Source organism: Pseudomonas sp. GG8, from assembly GCF_052976945.1.
In genome coordinates this window covers 4587981-4609773 of the sequence record NZ_JBRIIP010000001.1, presented here as the reverse complement: position 1 = coordinate 4609773, position 21793 = coordinate 4587981, and the positions used below count along the sequence as shown (strand labels likewise).

Sequence of the window (21793 nt, the reverse complement as noted above, 5' to 3'; positions counted from 1 at the left end):
TCTACCCCGGTTGCCCCAATGACTGGTTTAAAGGGCTGCATCCGGTGAAAGACCGCGCTAGGATGGCGCGAAGTCGACGTGGGCCAGTAGCGAGAACTATATGAGTGATACGACCAGATCCGTCCCGGTGGCGGTGGCAATTACGAAGCGTGAAAACTGCTTCAAGGGTTTTTACCGCCTCGACCGCATGCACCTGCGCCACGAGCTTTTCGGTGGCGGCATGAGCAACGAAATCAGCCGTGAGTTGTTTGTTCGTCACGATGCGGTGTGCGTGCTGCCCTACGATGCCAAGCGCGACGAGGTGGTCCTGATTGAGCAGTTTCGAGTCGGTGCGCTGGGCAAGGTCGATAACCCGTGGTTGATTGAGCTGGTGGCCGGTCTGATCGACAAGGACGAGGAACCAGAAGAGGTTGCCCACCGCGAGGCAGAAGAGGAAGCTGGACTTACTTTCAGTGCGATGTTGCCGATCACCAAGTACTTTCCATCGCCGGGTGGCAGCAGTGAATACGTTCACCTGTACTTGGGGCATTGCGAAAGCGAGGGGGCGGGAGGGTTACACGGGCTGGAAGCGGAAGGCGAGGATATTCGCGTGACGGTGTGGTCGCTGGACGATGCGCTACAGGCCGTACGTGATGGACGAATTTTCAACGCGGCCACTCTTATTGCATTGCAATGGCTGGCATTGAACCGTACTGAAGTCAGGGGGCAATGGTCGTGAACCTTGTGCGCGAGCGCTACCGTGTTGACCTTGTCGGGCTGCAAGCGGCCTGCGAGGCCAACTATGCGCGCTTGATGCGATTGCTCCCCGACATGCGCAACCAGCAACGCTCGCGTCGGGTGGCCGTCACCCAGGGCGATCAAATGCTCGGTGTGCTGGCCGTCGAAGTGCTGCTCGATTGTCCGTACACCACCACCCTGCAAGTGCGTCAGGAACACAGCCTGCCGTGGCTGCCGGTGCCCAAGCTCGAAGTGCAGGTCTATCACGACGCCCGCATGGCCGAAGTCATCGGCGCCGAACATGCCCGCCGGTTTCGCGGCATCTACCCTTATCCCAATGCCGCCATGCACCAGCCGGATGAAAAAGCCCAGCTCAACCTGTTTCTTGGGGAGTGGCTGAGCCATTGCCTGGCGTGCGGGCATGAGTTTGAAGTGGTGCGCTAAGGCGGCTGTGGAAGGGCTCTATTAAACAGCTACGCGCGGGGAGTTTTCCCCTGTCGCGCGCTGAAGTGACGTGAATCCATTACAGACTTACTGTTTTGTGGGGGCACTGCGCACGGCGATCAAATCATGCTTGAACAGACTAAATGATGCGGCCAACAGTACAGCGTCTTTAATAAGGAAAGAGGTAGCGCTGCCCATGGCAGGGAAACCGCCAGCAGATGCTTCCCATCCACCTGGTGTAGAAATGATGAGTGTCAAGGTAGTGAGGAACGTGACGACGGAGGCCGCGGCTGCGACGACAGAAACCCTTGGTATCCAGGCTCCGACCACCAATCCCAAGCCAATGGCCCATTCGGCCACGCCCAGCGCATAGCTTGCGCCTTGCACGCCAAAGGCCGGGTACAGCCATGAGAATAGCGCGCTGTTAGACATCAGCGGGATCAGCGATTGTGCCTCGTAAGGGAACCATTTGGTGTAACCAAACAATGCAAAAATCAACACGAGCGTCCAGCGCATGAGTTGAACATCGATGTTGGAGTGGCAAAGGCGATTCAGGGCGCATCCGTGCATGGGTAAATCTCAGTGTTATGGGGGAGATTTCAATATAGCCGGCGTCTTGTTCTGCGTTGCCGTGTAGACATATCTGGAATGAACTTTGCTGGCTAAGTCCGCTCGTTACCCTCATTGTTCGGCCTCCATGTGAGGGAAAGAGTCTTGCACGCTATGTCTGGTTGTCTGTCAGAGATAAGTCGATGTAATGCAGATTTTGATATCCCCTCAAATGTAAGCCGAATCGTTGGACAGGTTTGCCGCCTCTACCATCGGCCGCCATAATCGTCGCAGACCCCGCTCAAGGAGATGGCCTTGCCGAGCCCCCCCAGCCCTATCGCCGATTCTTCAGTCCTGCTGGTCCAGCTAACCGACAGCCATTTGTTTGCCAATGCAGACGAAAAGCTGCTGGGCATGAGTACCTTTGAAAGCCTGAACAAGGTGATTGAGTGCGTCCTGGCTGAGCAGTCGCAGATCGACCTGCTGATCGCCAGCGGTGATTTGTCCCAGGACGGCAGTCTTGAGTCCTACCAGGCGTTTCGTCAGGCCAGTGGGCGGATTCAGGCACCGGCGCGTTGGTTTCCCGGGAATCACGATGAGGTGCCGGCGATGACCGAGGCTGCGCGGCAGAGCGATTTTCTCGCGCCGATCATCGATCTCGGCCATTGGCGTATCACCCTGCTGGACTCTTCGGTGCCTGGTTCGGTGCCGGGGTATTTGCAGGATCAGCAATTGCAGCTGTTGGCGCAGTCCCTGAGTGAAGAGCCTGATCGCCACCATCTGGTGTGCCTGCACCACAATCCGGTGAACATCGGTTGTGCCTGGATGGACCCCATCGGCCTGCGTAACCCCGAGGCGCTGTTTGCCGTGCTTGATCGATTCCCGCAGGTGCGCGCTGTACTCTGGGGCCATGTCCATCAGGAATACGACCAGCTGCGCAATGGCGTACGGCTGCTGGCCTCACCGTCCACCTGCATTCAGTTTGCACCGGGCAGTGTCGAGTTCAAGGTCGACAGCACCGCGCCAGGCTACCGCTGGTTGCGTCTGCACGCAGACGGCCGCCTTGAAACCGGTGTGTCGCGGGTAGAGGGGCTGGCCTTTGACGTGGATTACAGTGGCCGAGGTTATTGAGCGATCCGTCCTGATTTGAGTGGGAAATGTCTGAAGGCGAGTCAACGGGCGGCAGTCCCTGTAAACTGCGCGTCTTTGCTTGCGCTAAAAAGTTTCAGGAGGGAATGTGACCGGCGAACCATCCACACTGTTGTATATCCATGGTTTGAACAGCTCGCCGCGCTCAAAGAAGGCCAGCCAGTTGTCGACCTTGATGCAAACGCTTGGCCTCGATGAGCATTTGCGGGTGCCGGAGCTGCATCATCACCCGCGTCAGGCGATTGCTCAGCTCGACGCATTGATCACCGAGCTGGGTCGACCGCTGCTGGTCGGCAGCTCCCTCGGCGGCTACTATGCCACTCACTTGGCTGAGCGCCATGGCCTCAAGGCTCTGCTGATCAACCCGGCAGTCATGCCACATCGGCTGTTCGACGGGTATATCGGTACCCAACAGAATCTTTACAGCGGTGAAAGCTGGGAGTTGACCCACGACCATGTGCAGGCTCTCGCCGAACTGGAAGTGCCCGCCCCGCAGGATCCGTTGCGCTTCCAGGTGTGGTTGCAGACAGGTGATGAAACCCTGGACTACCGCAGTGCCCAGTCCTATTACCGAGCGTGCGCCTTGCGCATTCAGCCTGGCGGCGATCACAGCTTTCAGGGCTTTACCGAGCAGTTGCCGGCGTTGCTGGGTTTTGCAGGCTTTGCCCCGGCGCTGCTCCAGGCGATTGATCGTTCTGTGCTGTAACACCTGTAATCAATTGACTGATATTCCGAAATTTCACGAACGACTGATGACGAGACCCCATGGCCAATCCCAGCGCTAGCTCTTATAACGCAGACGCCATCGAAGTCCTCTCGGGCCTCGACCCGGTACGCAAACGCCCGGGCATGTACACCGACACCACGCGGCCGAACCACCTCGCCCAGGAAGTTATCGACAACAGCGTCGATGAAGCCCTTGCCGGGCATGCGAAATCGGTGCAGGTCATTCTTCACGCCGACAACTCGCTGGAAGTGTCCGATGACGGTCGCGGTATGCCGGTGGACATTCACCCGGAAGAGGGTGTGTCTGGCGTCGAGCTGATCCTGACCAAACTGCACGCGGGCGGCAAGTTCTCGAACAAGAACTACCAGTTCTCAGGCGGCCTGCACGGCGTGGGGATTTCCGTGGTGAACGCGCTCTCGAACCATGTTCGGGTCCGGGTCAAACGCGACGGCAACGAATACGAAATGACCTTCGCTGACGGCTACAAAGCCAGCGAACTGGCGGTTATCGGCACGGTTGGTAAACGCAATACCGGGACCAGCGTGTACTTCGCTCCGGACCCTAAATATTTCGACACGCCGAAATTCTCTGTCAGCCGCCTCAAGCATGTGCTCAAAGCCAAGGCGGTATTGTGCCCGGGGCTGTTGGTCAGCTTCGAAGACAAAGCCACCGGCGAGAAAATCGAGTGGCATTTCGAAGACGGCTTGCGTTCTTACCTGCAAGATTCGGTCAGCGAGTTTTTGCGTCTACCGGATGAACCATTCTGCGGCAGTTTCGCCGGTAATAAAGAAGCCATCGATTGGGCTTTGCTCTGGTTGCCCGAGGGTGGCGACAGCGTTCAGGAAAGCTACGTCAACCTGATTCCTACCCAGCAGGGCGGGACCCACGTCAACGGCCTGCGCCAGGGTTTACTTGACGCGATGCGCGAGTTTTGCGAGTTCCGCAACCTGCTGCCGCGTGGCGTCAAACTGGCGCCCGAAGACGTCTGGGAGAAGATCGCGTTCGTCCTGTCGATGAAAATGCAGGAGCCGCAATTCTCCGGCCAGACCAAAGAGCGGCTGTCATCGCGTGAAGCGGCGGCGTTCGTCTCTGGCGTGGTCAAGGACGCATTTAGCCTGTGGCTCAATACGCACTCCGAACTCGGTATGCAGTTGGCGGAATTGGCGATCAACAACGCTGGTCGTCGCCTTAAGGCCAGCAAGAAGGTTGAGCGTAAACGCGTCACTCAAGGCCCCGCGCTGCCTGGCAAGCTGGCCGACTGCGCCGGACAGGACCCGATGCGTTCCGAGCTGTTTCTGGTCGAAGGCGACTCCGCTGGCGGTTCGGCCAAACAGGCGCGAGACAAAGAGTTTCAAGCGATCTTGCCGTTGCGCGGCAAGATCCTTAATACCTGGGAAGTCGATGGCGGTGAAGTGCTCGCCAGCCAGGAAGTGCACAACATCGCCGTGGCCATCGGCGTTGACCCGGGTGTGGCCGACATCAGCCAGCTGCGTTACGGCAAGATTTGTATTCTCGCCGACGCCGACTCCGACGGCCTGCACATCGCAACGTTGCTTTGTGCGTTATTCGTCCAGCATTTCCGCCCGCTGGTGGACGCGGGCCACGTCTACGTTGCAATGCCGCCGCTGTACCGGATCGACCTGGGCAAAGAGATCTACTACGCGCTGGATGAGTCGGAGCGTGACGGGATTCTTGATCGTCTGATCGCGGAGAAAAAGCGCGGTAAGCCACAGGTCACCCGATTCAAAGGCCTGGGTGAGATGAACCCGCCCCAGCTTCGCGAAACCACCATGGACCCGAACACCCGGCGCCTGGTCCAGCTCACCCTGGACGATTACGCGGCGACCTCGGAAATGATGGATATGTTGCTGGCAAAAAAACGCGCGGGCGACCGCAAGACCTGGCTCGAATCAAAAGGCAATCTGGCCGAGGTTCTCACTTGATGAGAGGCTGGTTCGTCGCGTTATGGCTGATCGCTTCACCGGTATTCGCAGCGCCGCTGGCTGAACTGAAGATGCTGTCCGAACATGCGGTCGAGGGCATGGTGGGCGGTAATCTGTCGGGACTGGCGTCTTGCAATGGCGAGCTGTGGACAGTATCGGACCGCGATGATGCCTTGCTGTACAGGCTCGATACCTCTTCGGTGGTGTGGAAGGCCGAGGCGAATACCATTGACGTGCCGACCGTGCCGGACAGTGGTCTGGCGTTGAGTGTGCGTTCGATGGTCGGGGCGTCGTCGCTGGTTCGTGGGGGCGCCCTGGATTTCGAAGGCGTGACGTGCGACGCGGCGGGGAATCGTTACCTGGTCAGCGAGGGGTACGCGGCGGTGCTGCAAGTGCCTGTTTCCGGCGCGCCGAGTTGGTTGAAGCTGCCGCCGAGTCTGGTCCGCCAGGCGCGTGCCAAGGGAATGCTCCAGCACTTCAATGCGATCTTCGAGGGTATCGCGATCAATCCGGCCGGAGATCGGCTGTGGCTGGCGGCCGAGCGGCAGAAGCGCGGGTTGCTGGTGGTCCATCGTGATCAGGCTGCCTGGAGCTGCAAAGGGGGTTGCGTGATCCTCAGTGAGGCGGGCAAGCAAACCATGCCGGCGCAAATGGACAGTCGCGAGGCGCCAAAAGACTTTTCCGATATTTCGCTGTTCAACGGCAAGCTGTTTACCCTGGAACGCGCCGCATATCGAGTCTGTCGTCGCGATCTGGACACTGGGAAGGTCGAGCTTTGCTGGTCGTTCGCCGATGATGCATTGGTGCCGTCGCGACGTTATTCGCAGCCTTACGGACTGGCCGAGGCGCTGGTTATAGACGCGGAAGGCGCCTGGATCGGTGTCGACAATAACTTTGGCGCCCGAGCCGATGGCGAGAAACGTCCGATAGTCTGGCGTTTCGCGGCACCCGAGGGTGGTTGGAGCGCCAAGCCGTGAGTCAGCAACTTCCCGGCAAGCGTGCGGGCCGCGTGCTGATGATTCTGGCGTGGGGTGCTGCGCTGTTTCTGGCCACACGCTTTTTCGGGCAGTGGGAGGCGCGCCAGGAAAACCCCAATACGGAGGTAACTTCGCAACACGGTGATGGCTATATCGAAGTGCAACTGCTGAGCAACGGCCAGGGCCATTTCGTCAGCAGTGGTCAGATCAATGGCCAGACGGTGCAGTTTTTACTGGATACCGGCGCCACCGACGTTGCGATTCCCGGCAAGGTAGCCGATACATTGCGACTCAAACGCGGCACGCCGGTGACGGTCAATACCGCCAATGGCCGGAGCGAGGGGTTTCGCACCACGATCGACCGTCTGCAAGTGGGCGATATCGTCCTGCATGACGTACGCGCCCTGGTGGCGCCCGGTCTGGAAGGCGAACAGATACTGCTGGGCATGAGCGCAATGAAACAACTTGAATTCACCCAGCGCGGCGGCACTATGCTGCTGCGCCAGACCACGAAATGATGAGGCTTGCATGAGCAATTCCCTTGACCTCAGCCTGGATGGCGTAGAACGCCGATCACTGGCTGACTTCACAGAACAGGCCTACCTCAACTACTCCATGTACGTGATCATGGACCGTGCCCTGCCGCATATCGGCGACGGCCTGAAGCCTGTACAGCGGCGTATTATCTACGCCATGAGCGAGTTGGGGCTCGATGCCGACTCCAAGCACAAGAAGTCGGCGCGTACCGTCGGCGACGTTCTCGGTAAATTCCACCCCCATGGCGACTCGGCCTGCTATGAAGCCATGGTGCTGATGGCGCAGCCGTTCAGCTATCGCTACACGCTGGTCGACGGTCAGGGTAACTGGGGCGCGCCGGATGATCCGAAGTCCTTCGCCGCCATGCGTTACACCGAAGCCCGGTTGTCGCGCTATTCCGAAGTGCTGCTCAGCGAACTGGGTCAGGGCACGGCGGATTGGGTACCGAACTTCGACGGAACCCTCGACGAGCCGGCCGTGTTGCCGGCGCGCCTGCCGAATATTCTGCTCAACGGCACCACCGGCATCGCCGTGGGCATGGCCACTGATGTACCGCCGCATAACTTGCGTGAAGTCGCCTCTGCCTGCGTGCATTTGCTCGATGAGCCCAAGGCCACGATCGAAGAGCTGTGTGAGCACATTAAGGGCCCGGATTATCCGACCGAAGCGGAAATCATCACCCCGCACGCCGATCTGCTGAAAATGTACGAAACCGGCAAAGGCTCGGTGCGCATGCGTGCGGTGTATCGCATCGAAGACGGCGATATCGTCGTCACTGCGTTGCCGCATCAGGTGTCCGGCGCCAAAGTGCTGGAGCAGATCGCTGCGCAGATGCAGGCCAAGAAGCTGCCGATGGTCGCCGATTTACGCGACGAGTCGGATCATGAGCATCCTTGCCGCATCGTGATTATCCCGCGTTCCAATCGGGTCGAACTCGACGAGTTGATGCAGCATCTGTTCGCCACCACCGAGCTGGAATCCAGCTACCGGGTGAACATCAACATCATCGGTCTCGATGGCAAGCCGCAACTCAAGAACCTCAAGGCGTTGCTCAGCGAGTGGCTGGTGTTCCGTATCGGCACCGTGCGCCGACGTTTGCAATTCCGTCTGGACAAGGTCGAGCGCCGCCTGCACCTGTTGGACGGTTTGCTAACGGCTTACCTGAACCTGGATGAAGTCATCCATATCATCCGCACCGCAGAACACCCGAAAGCGGAGCTGATCGAGCGGTTCGCGCTGTCGGAAATTCAGGCTGACTACATCCTCGACACGCGTTTGCGTCAACTGGCTCGCCTGGAAGAAATGAAGCTGCGGGCCGAGCAGGATGAGTTGCGCAAGGAACAGGCGCGTCTGCAATCGCTGCTGGGCAGCGAAACCAAGTTGCGTAAGCTGGTGCGCACTGAGCTGATCGCGGACGCTGAAACGTATGGCGACAACCGTCGCTCGCCTATTGTGTCCCGCACTGAAGCCAAGGCGTTGTCGGAAAACGAGCTGATGCCGACCGAGCCGGTCACAGTTGTGCTGTCGGATAAAGGTTGGGTGCGTTGCGCCAAGGGTCACGATATCGACGCCACCGGTCTTTCCTACAAAGCCGGGGATAGCTTCAAGACCTCGGCCGCCGGGCGCTCCAACCAATTTGCGGTTTTCATTGACTCTACGGGGCGCAGCTACTCGCTGCCGGCACACACCTTGCCGTCCGCCCGTGGCCAGGGCGAACCGTTGAGCGGTCGTCTCACGCCGCCGCCGGGTGCGAGCTTTGAATGTGTACTGTTGCCGGACGACGACGCGCTGTACGTCATCGCTTCCGACGCAGGCTATGGCTTTGTGGTTAAAGGTGAAGACCTGCAAGCCAAGAACAAGGCGGGCAAGGCGTTGCTGAGTCTGCCTAATGGCGCCAAGGTGATTCTGCCGCGGCCAGTGGCTGATCGTGAGCAAAACTGGCTTGCGGCAGTGACCACTGAGGGACGCTTGTTGATTTTCAAAGTCAGTGATTTGCCGCAGCTGGGCAAAGGCAAGGGCAACAAAATCATCGGTATTCCGGGCGAGCGTGTGGCCAGCCGCGAAGAGTACGTGACCGACCTGGCGGTGGTCCCGGAAGGCGCGACATTGGTGCTGCAAGCCGGCAAGCGCACCCTGTCGTTGAAGGCTGATGACCTCGAGCATTACAAAGGGGAGCGCGGTCGACGCGGTAACAAGCTTCCCCGAGGCTTCCAGCGTGTGGATGCATTATTGGTCGAAAGTAGCCTGTAATGCCGGAATAGAGCGCTCGGTCTTCATTTGGCCATGATGGCCGACGCATAATCGCTGGAGTCATGAGCAATATTCACGGATGATATGACGTCTTGAGTCACCAGCGTGGCTGAGTGCCTTCATGTATTTTGTGAGTATTGACGCTGTGGTGTGCCTTGTGGCGACTACCTGGATGGGATGATGAATTTTTTACGCCTTCCTTTTGTTTTATTAATGACCGGCGTAATTGGGCTTGCCGGTTGCAGCATGCAACAACCGACTTCGTTATATCAGCTTGACGCCGGTGAGCCGGGTCAACCTAAACAAAGTGCAGGGCTGGCTGTTTTGTTGGGGCCGGTTTCAGTGGCCGATTACCTTCAACGTGAAACCCTGTTGCAACGGCAGCCGGATGGCAGCCTGACGGCATCGGCCGATGGTCGCTGGGCGGGTAGTCTGTCTTCTGACATCGATCAACTACTGTTGCGCCGACTGGCCTGGAAGCTGGACAGTCAGCGGGTGGTGCTGGCACCGGCTGTCGCTGGTTTTACACCGGATGTGCAGGTCTTATTGTCCATTACCCGGCTTGATTCGGGTGTAAGCCAACCAGCGGTGCTCGATGCTCAGTGGCGCTTGCTTGATCGCAGGGGCCAGGTTCGCGATAGCCGACTGATTCACCTGGAAGAGCCCCACGTCGGGACCTCTGCTGCACAGGTAAAAGCGCAGGGCGTACTTTTGCAGCGTCTGGCCGATCAGTTGAGCGTTGCGGTCAAACCCCTGGCCAACCAGCCTGCGGACGAACCTAAAAAGCAGCCTTCGGCTCAGACTCGCACTAATAAAGAGCAAGATCAGGGCAGACCAAAGATTCCCTTGGCTTCACCGATTCGTACGGATATGGAAGTGTTCCGCTTCTAAGGAAGTGGCTCCACCGCCCAATAAAAAGCCCACAGCGATGTGGGCTTTTTATTGGGCGGTGACTCACCAACACCTTCAGGCTGGCGCAGGCTGGCGCAGGCTTATCCGCGATGGCGGTATCCGCTAAACCTTGCCCCGGCTCTCATGCATCCGCGCCAGTTGGCGTTCGAGCATGGATGGGTAGGGTTCCATCAGCCGTTCGACGCAGCAAGCGCCTTCCGGGCTGGCGATAGGTCGGATACGGGCGCGTTGGCGGATCAGGACATCATCACTGATCTTGCGCTCCACCAGCAGCAGGTTCCGGCTGTGTTGTGACAGCGCAAGTGCATCTTGGGCGGTTTCGGTCAGCAACAGGTCGATTTGACTCAAACCGAACAGCCCGTCACTCAGGGTCAGGCCTAACTGCAATTGCAGAGTGATGCCGCTGTCGGCGACCTCGATCTGCAAGGCATGGCCCAGGGCGCGCAGGAGCTCGCCACAGCAAATTGCGTTGGTCAGGTAATCCTCGCCACTGTCCTGGCTATGGAACAGCATCAGCGTGCTGCCATCGTTCAGGGTGTGCAGTTCGCTTTGATACAGCGATGCCGCCTGATCCAGGCAGTCACGGTAACGTTGCAGCAAATCGGTCAGGCGAGCGCGGGGCAAACGGCGCAGTTGATCCTGGGCGCCAAGCTGTACGGCCAGTACCGCACTGTGTTGCGGCTGGCTCGGGACAATCGGAGCGTGCTTGACCACGGGTGCGGGGGTGGAATGATCACGCAGATCGGCGAAGGGGTCTTCTTCGTCCTCTTCATCTTCTTCCGCGACGATGCGCCTCGGCGCTTGCGCTGGCAGGCGAGGTTTAGGTGCTTCATCGAAACCAGGTTCGTGCAGGTCGTTCGCGGTAAACCCGGGTTCGTCGTCCTCTTCGGTTTCAAGGTGCGGATCGTTGCCAGCGTGTTCGTCGTATTCGGGTTCCGGAACGGGCTGAGGTTCAGGCGGTTCGGGCGCGAACGAGGCGTGCAGTTGACGGGCCAGGTCGCCGATTTCATCCTGACGCTCGGTGGCGGGTGTGTGCTCGTCGATATCGCGCAGCCACACGCGCAATTGCAGCAGGGGCGTCGAGATATAACGACCCAGACGCAAGCTCAGCGCCAGTGCCAATGCCAGCAGAATGCCGCTGAGGATGCCCATGCTTTGCAAGCTGATGGTCATCGGCTGCTGGAATTGCGCCATGTCCAGGCTGATGCGCAGATGCCCGGCGATCACGTCCTGGAAGGTGATTTTGATCTCGTACAAGCCTTCGGCTTCACCCAGCAGGCCGTTTTTAGGGCGCTGACCGGCTTCTGCAAGGATGCGGTTATCCACGCTGTAGATGGCTGCGTGGGCCACTAGCGGGTTCTTCACCAGATTGCCCAACAGTACGTTGAGACTGAGGATGTCGTTGGACACCAACAGTTCCGTGGCGGACGTCGCGGTTTGCGTGGTCAGGGCCTGGCCGAGGGCATCAGCCTGTTCGTGCATGGCCTGCTTGAACTGCAGGCCCATCACGCAGGCATAGATCACCAACGCCAAGGCGACCAGAATCACGTTATGGCTGGCTATGCGCAAAGCAAGCGGTACACGCCTATGGCGCAATGCCCGAAAGATCAGCAGGAAAAAATTATCGGTTTTAACTGGCGTGGGCCGGTTCACTGAGCACGGTTCTTTTGGTGAAGTTGCCGGGCAGTATAGCGACCGACCCTTGAGCGGCAAAGCGCTCGCTGTGCCCGATGGTCACTGAAAGTGGTTAGAATGCGGTTTTTTTCCACTGCGGGGGTGCGCCTTGCGCGAAATCGTCCTGATAAACATCACTGGTGAAGACCGTCCGGGTCTCACTGCGGCCATTACCGGGGTGCTTGCCCAGGGTGGGGTGAATATTCTCGATATTGGTCAGGCGGTGATCCACGACACGTTGTCGTTCGGCATCCTGGTTGAGATTCCGGGAACCGAACAAGGCTCCTCGGTGCTTAAAGACATCCTGTTCACGGCTTACAAGCTTGATCAGCAGGTGCGCTTCACGGCAGTTTCCGAAGAGGACTACGCGCACTGGGTCAACGGGCAGGGCAAGGCGCGGCATATCGTGACGTTGCTCACCCGTAAGGTCACGGCCGAGCAATTGCAGCGTGTCAGTTCCATTACCGCCAAGTATGGCCTGAACATCGATCAGATTGATCGCCTGTCGGGACGCATGCCGCTCGATACGCCAGCCGATAAAGGCAAGGGTTGCATCGAGTTTTCCGTGCGCGGCGAGCCGGCCGATCCAGGTGCGATGCAGGCCGAGTTCCTCAGCGTGGCGCAAGAACTCAATGTTGATATCGCGTTCCAGCAGGACTCGCTGTTTCGGCGCAACCGCCGTCTGGCGGTATTTGACATGGACTCGACGCTGATCGAGGCTGAAGTTATCGACGAGCTGGCCAAGGCGGCCGGTGTCGGCGAGCGGGTGTCGGAAATTACTGAGCGGGCCATGCGTGGCGAACTGGATTTTCGCGCCAGTTTCAAAGAGCGACTGGCGCTGCTTAAAGGCCTGGACGTCAGTGTGCTGGATGAAATAGGGGCTTCGTTGCGTCTGACCGAGGGCGCTGAAACCCTGTTCGCCGAGCTCAAGAGATTGGGCTACAAGACTGCGATTCTGTCGGGTGGTTTCACTTATTTCGCCAAACAGCTGCAAGCCAAGTTGGGCATCGACTACGTGTTCGCCAATGAATTGGAAGTGGTCGATGGCAAGGTTACCGGCGTGGCCATCGAGCCGATCGTCGATGCTCGACGCAAAGCCGACCTGCTGCGTGAGTTGGCGCACAAAGAAGGCCTGAGCCTTGAGCAGACGATTGCCGTCGGTGACGGGGCCAATGATTTGCCGATGTTAGCGATTGCCGGTCTTGGCGTCGCTTTCCGAGCCAAACCGCTGGTCAAACAGTCGGCCAAACAGGCGATCTCGACGCTGGGGCTGGACGGGATTCTATACCTGCTCGGTTTTCGTGATCGGGATGGGCGGGGCTTATAAGGTTTTTGCTCCCTCAGTCTGACTGGGGGAGCAGGCTTGCCTACCAAGTGCTACCAGGTGCGCCGCCTGTTACAAAGACGTCCACAACGAGTCGAACTCTTGTCCGGACGTCGCATCTTCGGCGCCGCCGGCGATGCCTTTCTTGCGTGGCGCCTCAATCGTCTGGTATTCGAACTGATTGAAGCTGCCGGTGCCGGTACGACGCTTGCCCAGGCCGGCCCGACGCTCTTCGCCGTTGGTGTTGATCCTTACCTTGTTGCCTTCCTGAAAGGGCAGGCGCGGCGCCAATAACGTCGCTGGCTGGTCGATTGCGCGCACTTCAGGCAGCAGCAGTGCCCGCAGGTATTGGCTGCTTGGCTCGCTGACGCGTACCAGTTGCAGGCCGCATGGCTGAGCATAGGGTGCAACCAGTTCAATACCCATTTGCGTGCCGCCACCGCGAACCTGACGAATCCAGCGCACGACCGCGATACTCCAGCCCTGACCGGCACCGTCTTGAATGCCGACCATTTCCCCTGCCTGTAACTGAGGCGGAACGTCTTTGGGCCACGCCAGGCAGTAGCCGCCCGGACTGTGGTTGATAACGTTCAGGGCGTGGGTCGGGAACGTCTGCTGGGCGTTGGACACCGGGTCGCCACCGTCCACTTCGGCCTGCTGATACTGAATCTCCTCGTACGGCAGCATGCTGTCCGATGTGCCGTCACGCTCACTGTCGAAGGTGGTGGCCCACGCATCGGTGGAGGCGATTTTGGCGAACTGCGTCGTGAACTGTGCAGTCTGACTGACGGCGGGCAGTTTGAGCATCTCGCTGAACGACTTCTGTCCGCCCAGGTAATAGTGCAGGGCGTTCATCCCAAGGCACAAGGTCAGGGTGCCTTGGCCGGCCGTGCGCTGAAACGTCCGTTCGGAGACGTCGCCCCAGGCCGCCGCCAGGTGTTGCAACAGATCCAGAGTGAAGCCGTGGGGTACTAGCAGCGGCGATTGCCCGCGTTTCTCCTCGGGCAAGTCCAGGTAGTCCTTGATGGCTGCCGCCAGTGGCAGTGGATTGATGCCCAGCAGACCGGGCAGTTGCTCATCAAGGAACAGTGACTTGTAACGCGGTGGCGCATCGACGGTCTGTGCTACAGCGAACAGGCTGGAGTCTTCCGCTGGCGATTGCAGCTTGATCAATGCACTCCAGGACCCGAGGACTTCGGCCAAGCGGCCGATATTGAGCTGACGCATCTGGTTACAGCGCGAACAACCCAAGAGCAAAGCCACCCCATACGTTTGCTCGATGCTCAGCGTCTGGGTATGGCTCGCCAGGCTGTCGGGCACGGCGATGTTATTTAACTGATGCTGACGCGCAATCAGATAAATCTGATGCAGCTCAAGCCACAGGCCCTCTGGTACGGGGCAATACAGTTGACTGGCGCGAATCAAAGAGCCATTGAGGCAGTGCATAGCGCGCTGCATGGCGGTGGTCAGCAGCGAAGCTCTATCTTTAGTCAGGTTCGGCGAGACGCGCGCGATGATCTGTTTGTAGCCAATGGCCAAGTGGTTTTGCAGGGCCTGGCAGAGGTTCGCAACTTTACGCGGGCGTTCGTCGAGCACAATCGCCTGACTGAGGAAGTGCCGCTCAAGGTTCTTGCAGACGTAATAAACCTCGGGGCGCAGGAGTTCGAGCAATTGCAGGCGGTTGTCGCTGGGCGTCAGTAACTGGCTGAGCTCGCCCATACTTTGGTAGAGCAGGCGGGCGGTTTCACCGAGATTGGCTTTGGGCAGGCTTGAGATCCAGCGTTTCAGGTCGCGCGGAGTGGCATCGCAGAACGACAGGCTCGACTGCGTTGGCGTGGGTACACGCAGCAACAACTCCAGACTTGAATTACTCATTTGCCCGACAAACTCCAACAGCACAATGGCTCGAGCGGCTGCTCATCTGAACATTGCCAGATTCGACTTTAGCAGCATAGGCGTGCAGTCGCAGCCTTTGATGATCGAGTGCCGCCGACGGGCGGCAATACTCGCCCGTCAGTCTATCGGATTGAGGGTATTGAGCGGCGTGACTTGACGTCACGCCTGGGCAGCCAGGCCTATGGCTTGCCCCATCTGCACCGGAGTGCCTGCGGCAAGCTGTTCGGCCCACTTTACTTGATTTGGCCCGAACAGCACGATGGCGGTGGAGCCCAGTTTGAAGCGTCCAAGCTCAGCGCCTTTCTCCAGATGAATCGGCGCGCGAGCAGCTTCGTCATAGCGTACGGTTTTCAGCTCGCGTTTGGGCGGTGTAACCAAACCGGCCCAGACTGTTTCAATCGAGGCGACGATCATCGCGCCCACTAACACCACGGCCATTGGGCCACGCTCAGTATCGAACAGGCAAACTACGCGTTCGTTACGGGCGAACAGCTCAGGGACGTTTTCGGCTGTGGTCTGGTTGACCGAGAAAATGCGTCCTGGCACGTAGACCATTTCACGCAAAGTCCCGGCCAGCGGCATGTGGACCCGATGGTAGTCTTTTGGCGACAAGTAGATCGTCGCGAATTCACCACCCATGAACGGTGCGGACAGGTTTGCATCACCGCCCAGCAGTTCCAGCACGCTGAAGCTGTGACCCTTGGCCTGGAAAATTCGACCATGATCGATTGGGCCCAATTGGCTGACTGCGCCGTCGGCAGGGCTGAGGATCGCGCCAGGCGTTTCATCCAGCGGTCGTGCGCCAGGCTTCAGGGCGCGGGTGAAGAAAGCGTTGAAATGCTCATAAGCGGTCAGGTCTTCGACCAAGGCTTGCGTCATGTCCACCTGATAGCGCCGGGCGAACCAGGCGGTGAAGGCATTTTTGAACCAGCGCACCTTGCACTCGGCAACGCAGCCCGCCAGACGAGACAACAAATGGTGTGGCATCAGGTACTGGCTGAGGATAAACAAACGCTGTTTCATCAAAATTCCTAAAGCGAAGCATCTATAAAAAGTTGCAGTTAAAAGAGGTTGCAATACGGGCCCTGGTCAGCGGTGACCCGGGCTGATGGATCGCCTCATTTTTCGACAGGCGTATCTGGGTGGTTACCCCATTCGCCCCACGAGCCGGCGTAACCTTTGACGCGCGGATAACCCAGCGCCTTGGCCACCAGATAGGTGAAGCCGGAGCGATGGTGGGTCTGGCAATGGGTGATCACTTCCTTGTCCTTCGTGATGCCCAGGCTTTCAAGAATCTGCGGCATGTCCTTGCGGATGCGTAAGTCGCGTGCCGGGTCCATGCCAGCGGTCCATTCGAAATTGACCGCGCCGGGGATATGCCCACCCTTGGCTGCGAGGACTTTTTCGCCTGAGTATTCGGTCGGTCCGCGTGCGTCCCAAATTGCCAGATCGGCAGCGCCCAGACGACATTGCAGGTATTCGCGGGTCGCGGTCGGTTCGCTGTGCAGGGTCAATGGCACGGGACCTCCAACGCTCGGTGGAACCTCACTCGAGAGTGGCCGCGCTTCAGCTCGCCAGGCATGCAGGCCGCCGTCGAGGTAGTGATAGCGTGAGTGACCAATCACGTCTAGCAACCAGATAAAGCGTCCGGCCCAACCGCCGCCTTCGTCGTCATAGACCACGTAAACCGCTTTAGGATTATGCCCCAGCTCACCGAACAGGACTTCAAGCTGGGCCTGCGACGGCAAAAGGCCCGGCGCGGGTGGGTGGCCCATTTGTGTGCGTTTCGGATCGACGAAGCGTGCGCCGGGAATGTGTCCGGCGCTGTAGCTCGCGCTACTGGTCAGATCGACAAGAATCAGTTCTGGCGCGTCAAGGCGGGCCAGCAGGTCGCTGGGCTCGATGACCAGCGGCAAGCTAGAGAAGTCCGGCATTTAGTTCTCCAGATCAGAAAAAAGAGGCAAATTGTAGCTTACGCGTCAGGCTTTGCGGGCGCTAAAGCTGCTTAAGGCGCGCTCGATACATTGCGCGGTTTTACCAAAGGCCTGCACGCTGATTTCCGAGAGTGGTCCGCCGCCTTGATCGGCAAACACCAGCATGACCACCTTACCGTTGCTGCTGAGTGAGCGTAGCAACAGATGCTCGCCGGTAAACAGCCCTTTCAGCTGTCCGGGCAACAGCGCCGAAAACTGCGCGTTGTTGGCTGGATTCAAGCGCAATTGGGTCGGTTGCGCGAGCAAGCGTTGCAAGACGGTGCTTTCACTGATTTGCAGCGTGAGGTTGGCCGCGCTTTTGTCCAGCCCTGCAATTTGATGAACGCGCAGGGTGGTCATGTTGCGGTCCGTCATCAATAGCATGACGCGCTGCATGCCGCAGGCCACTAACGCATCGCGGGCGGAAGTAGTCAGGTGCATTGCGTTGTTGAAGCCGCTGGGCTCGACCAACAGCTCGGTGCAGCATTTGCGCCAGGCCAGCAGTGCCTCGGCCGACGGTGGCGGCGCAGGCAGCAGGCCACGGTGCATCCGCCGTGTTTCCCACGGCCAGATCAACGCTTCTGCAGGGTGCCAAAGCCCGCGCGCCCAATGTTGGCGAGCGCTTTGCACCGCCTGTTGGTGCAGTTGCTGTTGCACTTCACTCAGGGGTTGTTGCAGGTACAGGCTGGTGAGCAACTGCCAGCGCAGGCTGTGCGGGGTATCCCAGGCCTGTTGCGCCGACAGCGCGATGCCGTTGGCCAGCAGGATGGTATTGGCCGGATGGTTGAGCCAGCGTTGCAGGGCAGGGTCCTCGTCCAGCAGTTGCCGCTGGCGTAACGGGTGGAGATGGTCGCGGGAAATACGTATCGCTTTGACCAGCAATCGGCGTTCACTGATCAGCAGCCGATAACCCTGCGTGACCCACATGGGCAGGCGCCAGGCTTCAGCCACTGTCAGGCACAGTTTGAGCAGGCTGACGCCGAACAATTGGGTTTCAACGATCAGCGCCGACTCGCCCTTGTGAATCACCCTCAGCTCCCATTCCTCAAGCAGTGTGGGATGGGCGACCGCCATTGGCCACAGCGGCGACAAGAACAGCAAACTGCCCCAGTGAATGTCTTGCCAGAGTCGAGCCAGGCGACCGGCGAACAGCCCGTTGGCCTGCTGCGTCGCGTGCTGGCTGATCAGCTGTAACTGGCGCAGGGCTGGTGGTATGTCCTGCGGGGCCCGCGCGGGCAGGCGCTGGAGCAATTCTTCGGTACGTTTCAAGCCCAGGCGGTTGATGGCAACTTCAAGACTTTCCGCCGGTTCCGACAAGCCAGTACTGTGATGATTGGCTTCGCGCAATACGCTGAGCACCAGCGACGGACTTTCCTGCATCAGCTCGGCAATCTCGCGCAACGAGCGGCGGCTATCAGCCAGCGCACCGAGCACGCGTTCGTGGCTGGCGATGGGCACAGGCAAGCGGATGCTCTCCAGTTGCTTGAGCCAAGCGTCGAGGCTGCGTGGAACGGGAAGCTGTGCTGAGGTTTCTGGGGGCATGCAGGGGCCTGTACGGCTAAGAGGTCAGGATAATGTCGTATGCCGGGTTCAAGGACCGATCGACGCCAGACTCCTCGCTATGCGGGCCGAACTGGCTTTTCGCCTTAACTGACTATAGTCTGGCGCACTTATGCCGATAAGTAGAAGAAGAGTTTCAAGAACTTCCGCTCATGACCTCGAACCCGACTCAGTAAGAACTCTTTATCTATGGCTAAAATTATCGGCATCATTGTCGTTTTCGCTAGTGTGCTCGGCGGATACGTCCTTTCTCACGGCAAGATTGCCGCGTTGATCCAGCCTTTCGAGGTCATGATTATCGGTGGCGCGGCATTGGGTGCGTTCCTCCAGGCCAACCCCGGTTACACGACCCTCCTCGTGATCAAGAAGTCGCTGAAGATGTTCAGCACGCGCTTCAATCACGCGTTTTATCTGGAAGTTCTCAGCCTGATCTACGAGATTCTCAACAAGAGCCGCCGCGAAGGCATGATGGCGATTGAAGGGGATATCGAAGATGCCGCGGCCAGCCCGATTTTCGCCAAGTACCCCGGCGTGCTCAAAGACGAGCGCATGATCGCTTATATCTGCGATTACCTGCGGATCATGTCGTCAGGGAACATGGCGCCGCACGAGCTTGAAGGCTTGTTCGACATGGAATTACAAAGCATGAAGGAAGAGCTGGACCATCCTTCCCACGCGGTCACCGGGATTGCCGATGCGATGCCCGGTTTCGGTATCGTCGCGGCGGTGCTTGGCATCGTGGTGACCATGGCTTCGCTGGGTGAGGGTGACCAGGCTGCGATCGGCATGCACGTGGGTGCCGCACTGGTGGGTACCTTCTTCGGTATTCTCGCTGCGTACGGTTTCTTCGGCCCGTTGGCCACGTCTCTGGCCCATGACGCCAAGGAAGAGTTGAACGTTTTTGAAGCCATCAAGGCGTCGCTGGTTGCCTCGGCCTCGGGCATGCCGCCATCACTGGCTGTGGAGTTCGGTCGCAAGGTTCTGTATCCAGCGCATCGCCCCAGCTTCAGTGAGCTGGAGCAAGCGGTTCGCGGTCGCTGAGTCATGGAAAATAATCAGCCGATAATCGTCAAGCGCATCAAGCGCTATGCCGCCGGGCACCACGGCGGCGCCTGGAAAATCGCTTTTGCCGACTTTGCGACGGCGATGATGGCGTTCTTTCTGGTGTTGTGGCTGATGTCCTCGGCCACTCCGGAACAGAAACTTGCCATTTCCGGGTACTTCAAGGATCCGATCGGTTTCAGTGAAAGCGGCACGCCGTTCATCATTGACCTGGGGGGGTCGCCAACGCTTGCGCCCGACAAAACCTTGAATCCCGAAGTCGAGACCGTGCCGCAGCAAGACAAAATCAAGATCGAGAGCGAAAAGGTCGACGCCGTTGCAGAGCAAGTCGAGCAGGAGCGTCTGGATATGCTGCTGCAAGAGCTGCAGAACAAGGTCGAGGAAAATCCGGAACTGAAGAAGTTCAAGGACCAGATATTGTTCGAAATCACCCAGGACGGTTTGCGCATACAGATCATGGACGCTGCAAATCGGCCGATGTTCGACATTGGCAGCGCTCGTTTGAAGCCGTATTTCGAAGATATCCTGCTGGCCATGGCAGACACCATCCGAACTGTGCCGAACAAAATCAGCATCAGCGGTCATACGGACGCTACGCCTTATGCCGGGACCAAAGAGTTCGGCAACTGGGAGTTGTCGTCGAACCGAGCCAACGCTGCGCGTCGGGCGTTGGTCGCGGGTGGTTATCCTGAATCGCAAGTGGCGCGCGTCGTCGGGTACGCGTCGTCATCCTTATACGATCATGAAAACCCGCAGAACCCGGTGAACCGTCGTATCGACATCATTGTGCTGACCAAGAAAGCCCAGCAGCGTATCGAGGGTACCCAGTCAGCACCGCAAACGCCTGAGTCCGGGACGCCAGCACCCGGTGCCGCTGCTCCGGCTGTCACCCCTGGTACTTCAGTAGATCCGGCCTCGCAAGCACCCCTGCAGCCCCATGAACTGCGAGACAAGCTCAACATCTTTGAAGATGGCGTGTTGAAGATGGATGAGACCAAGAAGTAGGGTGGGTCAACAGGTGCAAAAAAGCCGCGATGATCGCGGCTTTTTACTGCGTGCAGGAAAGCTTAGTAACTGTTTTCAGGCAGGCTGGCGATGATCGAGCGGTAGCTGTTCATCCGTTGTTGCTGAACGCGGCCTTCTTCAAGGGCCTTGAGCAGGGCACAGCCCGGTTCGCGATCATGTTTGCAGTCGCGGAAACGGCAGGTTCCGATCAAATCATTGAATTCGATGAAGCCAGCTTCGACATCGGCGCGGCTGACATGGCCCAGGCCGAACTCGCGAATTCCCGGGGAGTCGATCAAGTCGCCGCCGCGTGGAAAGTGGAACAGGCGCGCGGTGGTCGTGGTGTGAGTGCCCTGACCCGACAGTTCGGAAAGCGGGCCGACACGGGCTTCGACTTCCGGGAGCAAGCTGTTGACCAGCGACGATTTACCGACACCGGACTGACCGACAAACACGCTGATATGCCCGTCCAGCTGGGTTTGCAGCTGCTGCATGCCGTCGCCTTGATGGGCGGACACTTCCAGTAGTGGGTAGCCCAACTGCCGATAAACTGCCAGCAACGCATTGAGCGCTGGAGCGTTTTGGTCGTCGATCAGGTCAGCCTTGTTCAACAGCAGCAGAGGACGAATCCCCGCGTGTTCGGCGGCAACCAGATAACGGTCGATCAGGTTGGCGTGCGGCTCCGGCATCGGCGCGAAGACGATCACGATTAGATCGACGTTGGCGGCAACCGGCTTGAGCTGACCACGGCTGTCCGGGCGGCAAAGCTCGGTTGTGCGGGGCAGTTGCGCGACGATGACGCCGATACCCTGATTGCCGGCACGCCAGACAACCCGGTCGCCGGTGACCAGCGCCGGCAGGTTGGCGCGCAAGTGGCAACGGAACACTTGACCGGTTTGCTCGCCTTCCTGTGCCTCTACTTCGACCTGCACACCAAAGTGAGCGATCACAAGCCCTATTTGCTCAGGGCCGAGATCGCCGCCCTCAAGTGTTTCAAGGGTCTGCGATTCACGTTTGGCGGCGCGGGAGGCGCGCTCGCCCTGAATCTTTTCGATGCGCCAGTTTTGGCGACGATTGAGTTGGCGTTTGGCCAT

General features: G+C 58.9%; 19 protein-coding genes. 12 read left to right on the top strand and 7 right to left on the bottom strand.

The annotated features are described in order from the left end of the window. Positions 1-100: 100 nt before the first annotated feature. Positions 101-718: an NUDIX domain-containing protein gene (locus ACVBEG_RS21965; RefSeq protein ID WP_322277949.1), complete on the top strand. Its 618-nt coding sequence runs from the start codon at positions 101-103 to the stop codon at positions 716-718. Then, the gene (locus tag ACVBEG_RS21960; RefSeq protein WP_219062406.1) at positions 709-1161 is read left to right on the top strand and encodes a DUF1249 domain-containing protein; all 453 of its coding nucleotides are present in this window, start codon (positions 709-711) and stop codon (positions 1159-1161) included. Before ACVBEG_RS21965 ends, ACVBEG_RS21960 begins: the two co-directional genes overlap by 10 nt. 87 nt (positions 1162-1248) lie before the next feature. On the opposite strand, the gene ACVBEG_RS21955 is transcribed toward ACVBEG_RS21960, so the two are convergent. Next, positions 1249-1731, bottom strand: coding sequence for a YkgB family protein (locus tag ACVBEG_RS21955; RefSeq protein ID WP_322277950.1), 483 nt, complete (start codon positions 1729-1731; stop codon positions 1249-1251). A 288-nt stretch (positions 1732-2019) separates the two neighbouring features. Here ACVBEG_RS21955 and cpdA point away from each other — a divergent pair, with 288 nt between their 5' ends. From cpdA to ACVBEG_RS21920, 7 genes are all read left to right on the top strand, one after another. Further along, positions 2020-2841, top strand: a complete 822-nt coding sequence (cpdA, locus tag ACVBEG_RS21950) for a 3',5'-cyclic-AMP phosphodiesterase (RefSeq protein WP_322177554.1) — start codon at positions 2020-2022, stop codon at positions 2839-2841. A gap of 106 nt (positions 2842-2947) precedes the next feature. Then, on the top strand, positions 2948-3565 hold the full coding sequence (locus tag ACVBEG_RS21945; RefSeq protein ID WP_322177555.1) for a YqiA/YcfP family alpha/beta fold hydrolase: 618 nt from the start codon (positions 2948-2950) through the stop codon (positions 3563-3565). Between the two features lie 59 nt (positions 3566-3624). Next, positions 3625-5529 (top strand): DNA topoisomerase IV subunit B, encoded by a 1905-nt coding sequence (gene parE, locus ACVBEG_RS21940; RefSeq protein WP_322177556.1) that lies wholly within the window; start codon positions 3625-3627, stop codon positions 5527-5529. Next, positions 5529-6506 (top strand): esterase-like activity of phytase family protein, encoded by a 978-nt coding sequence (locus ACVBEG_RS21935; protein WP_322177557.1) that lies wholly within the window; start codon positions 5529-5531, stop codon positions 6504-6506. The genes parE and ACVBEG_RS21935 overlap by 1 nt, the downstream gene beginning before the upstream one ends. Before the next feature lie 38 nt (positions 6507-6544). Continuing rightward, positions 6545-7024 (top strand): retropepsin-like aspartic protease family protein, encoded by a 480-nt coding sequence (locus ACVBEG_RS21930; RefSeq protein ID WP_407074642.1) that lies wholly within the window; start codon positions 6545-6547, stop codon positions 7022-7024. Between the two features lie 10 nt (positions 7025-7034). Next, positions 7035-9293, top strand: coding sequence for a DNA topoisomerase IV subunit A (gene parC / locus ACVBEG_RS21925; RefSeq protein WP_322177559.1), 2259 nt, complete (start codon positions 7035-7037; stop codon positions 9291-9293). A 180-nt stretch (positions 9294-9473) separates the two neighbouring features. Further along, positions 9474-10184: a PqiC family protein gene (locus tag ACVBEG_RS21920; RefSeq protein ID WP_322177560.1), complete on the top strand. Its 711-nt coding sequence runs from the start codon at positions 9474-9476 to the stop codon at positions 10182-10184. 123 nt (positions 10185-10307) lie between these two features. Here ACVBEG_RS21920 and ACVBEG_RS21915 read toward each other — a convergent pair whose 3' ends face one another. Further along, positions 10308-11858, bottom strand: a complete 1551-nt coding sequence (locus tag ACVBEG_RS21915; RefSeq protein WP_322177561.1) for a histidine kinase — start codon at positions 11856-11858, stop codon at positions 10308-10310. A 130-nt stretch (positions 11859-11988) separates the two neighbouring features. On the opposite strand from ACVBEG_RS21915, the gene serB reads away from it, so the two are divergent. Beyond that, positions 11989-13206 carry a phosphoserine phosphatase SerB gene (serB, locus tag ACVBEG_RS21910; RefSeq protein WP_322177562.1) on the top strand — a complete coding sequence of 406 codons (1218 nt, stop codon included), beginning with the start codon at positions 11989-11991 and terminating at the stop codon, positions 13204-13206. Between the two features lie 69 nt (positions 13207-13275). On the opposite strand, the gene ACVBEG_RS21905 is transcribed toward serB, so the two are convergent. The 4 genes from ACVBEG_RS21905 to ACVBEG_RS21890 form a co-directional block, all read right to left on the bottom strand. Continuing rightward, positions 13276-15078 carry a molecular chaperone gene (locus ACVBEG_RS21905; protein WP_322277955.1) on the bottom strand — a complete coding sequence of 601 codons (1803 nt, stop codon included), beginning with the start codon at positions 15076-15078 and terminating at the stop codon, positions 13276-13278. A 180-nt stretch (positions 15079-15258) separates the two neighbouring features. Then, the gene (gene asd, locus ACVBEG_RS21900) at positions 15259-16128 is read right to left on the bottom strand and encodes an archaetidylserine decarboxylase (protein WP_322182998.1); all 870 of its coding nucleotides are present in this window, start codon (positions 16126-16128) and stop codon (positions 15259-15261) included. Positions 16129-16217: 89 nt separating this feature from the next. After that, entirely contained in the window at positions 16218-17033 is an 816-nt protein-coding gene (gene rhdA, locus ACVBEG_RS21895) for a thiosulfate sulfurtransferase (RefSeq protein WP_322277956.1), read from the bottom strand. A 45-nt stretch (positions 17034-17078) separates the two neighbouring features. Further along, complete coding sequence (locus ACVBEG_RS21890) at positions 17079-18614, bottom strand: HDOD domain-containing protein (protein WP_322177564.1); 1536 nt, start codon at positions 18612-18614, stop codon at positions 17079-17081. Between the two features lie 207 nt (positions 18615-18821). Here ACVBEG_RS21890 and motA point away from each other — a divergent pair, with 207 nt between their 5' ends. Then, a complete protein-coding gene (gene motA, locus ACVBEG_RS21885; RefSeq protein WP_322177565.1) occupies positions 18822-19673 on the top strand; it encodes a flagellar motor stator protein MotA in 852 nt (283 codons plus the stop codon). Between the two features lie 3 nt (positions 19674-19676). Further along, on the top strand, positions 19677-20699 hold the full coding sequence (gene motB / locus ACVBEG_RS21880; RefSeq protein WP_322177566.1) for a flagellar motor protein MotB: 1023 nt from the start codon (positions 19677-19679) through the stop codon (positions 20697-20699). A gap of 62 nt (positions 20700-20761) precedes the next feature. Here the strand turns inward: motB and rsgA are convergent, their stop codons facing one another. Then, the gene (gene rsgA, locus ACVBEG_RS21875; protein WP_219062421.1) at positions 20762-21793 is read right to left on the bottom strand and encodes a small ribosomal subunit biogenesis GTPase RsgA; all 1032 of its coding nucleotides are present in this window, start codon (positions 21791-21793) and stop codon (positions 20762-20764) included.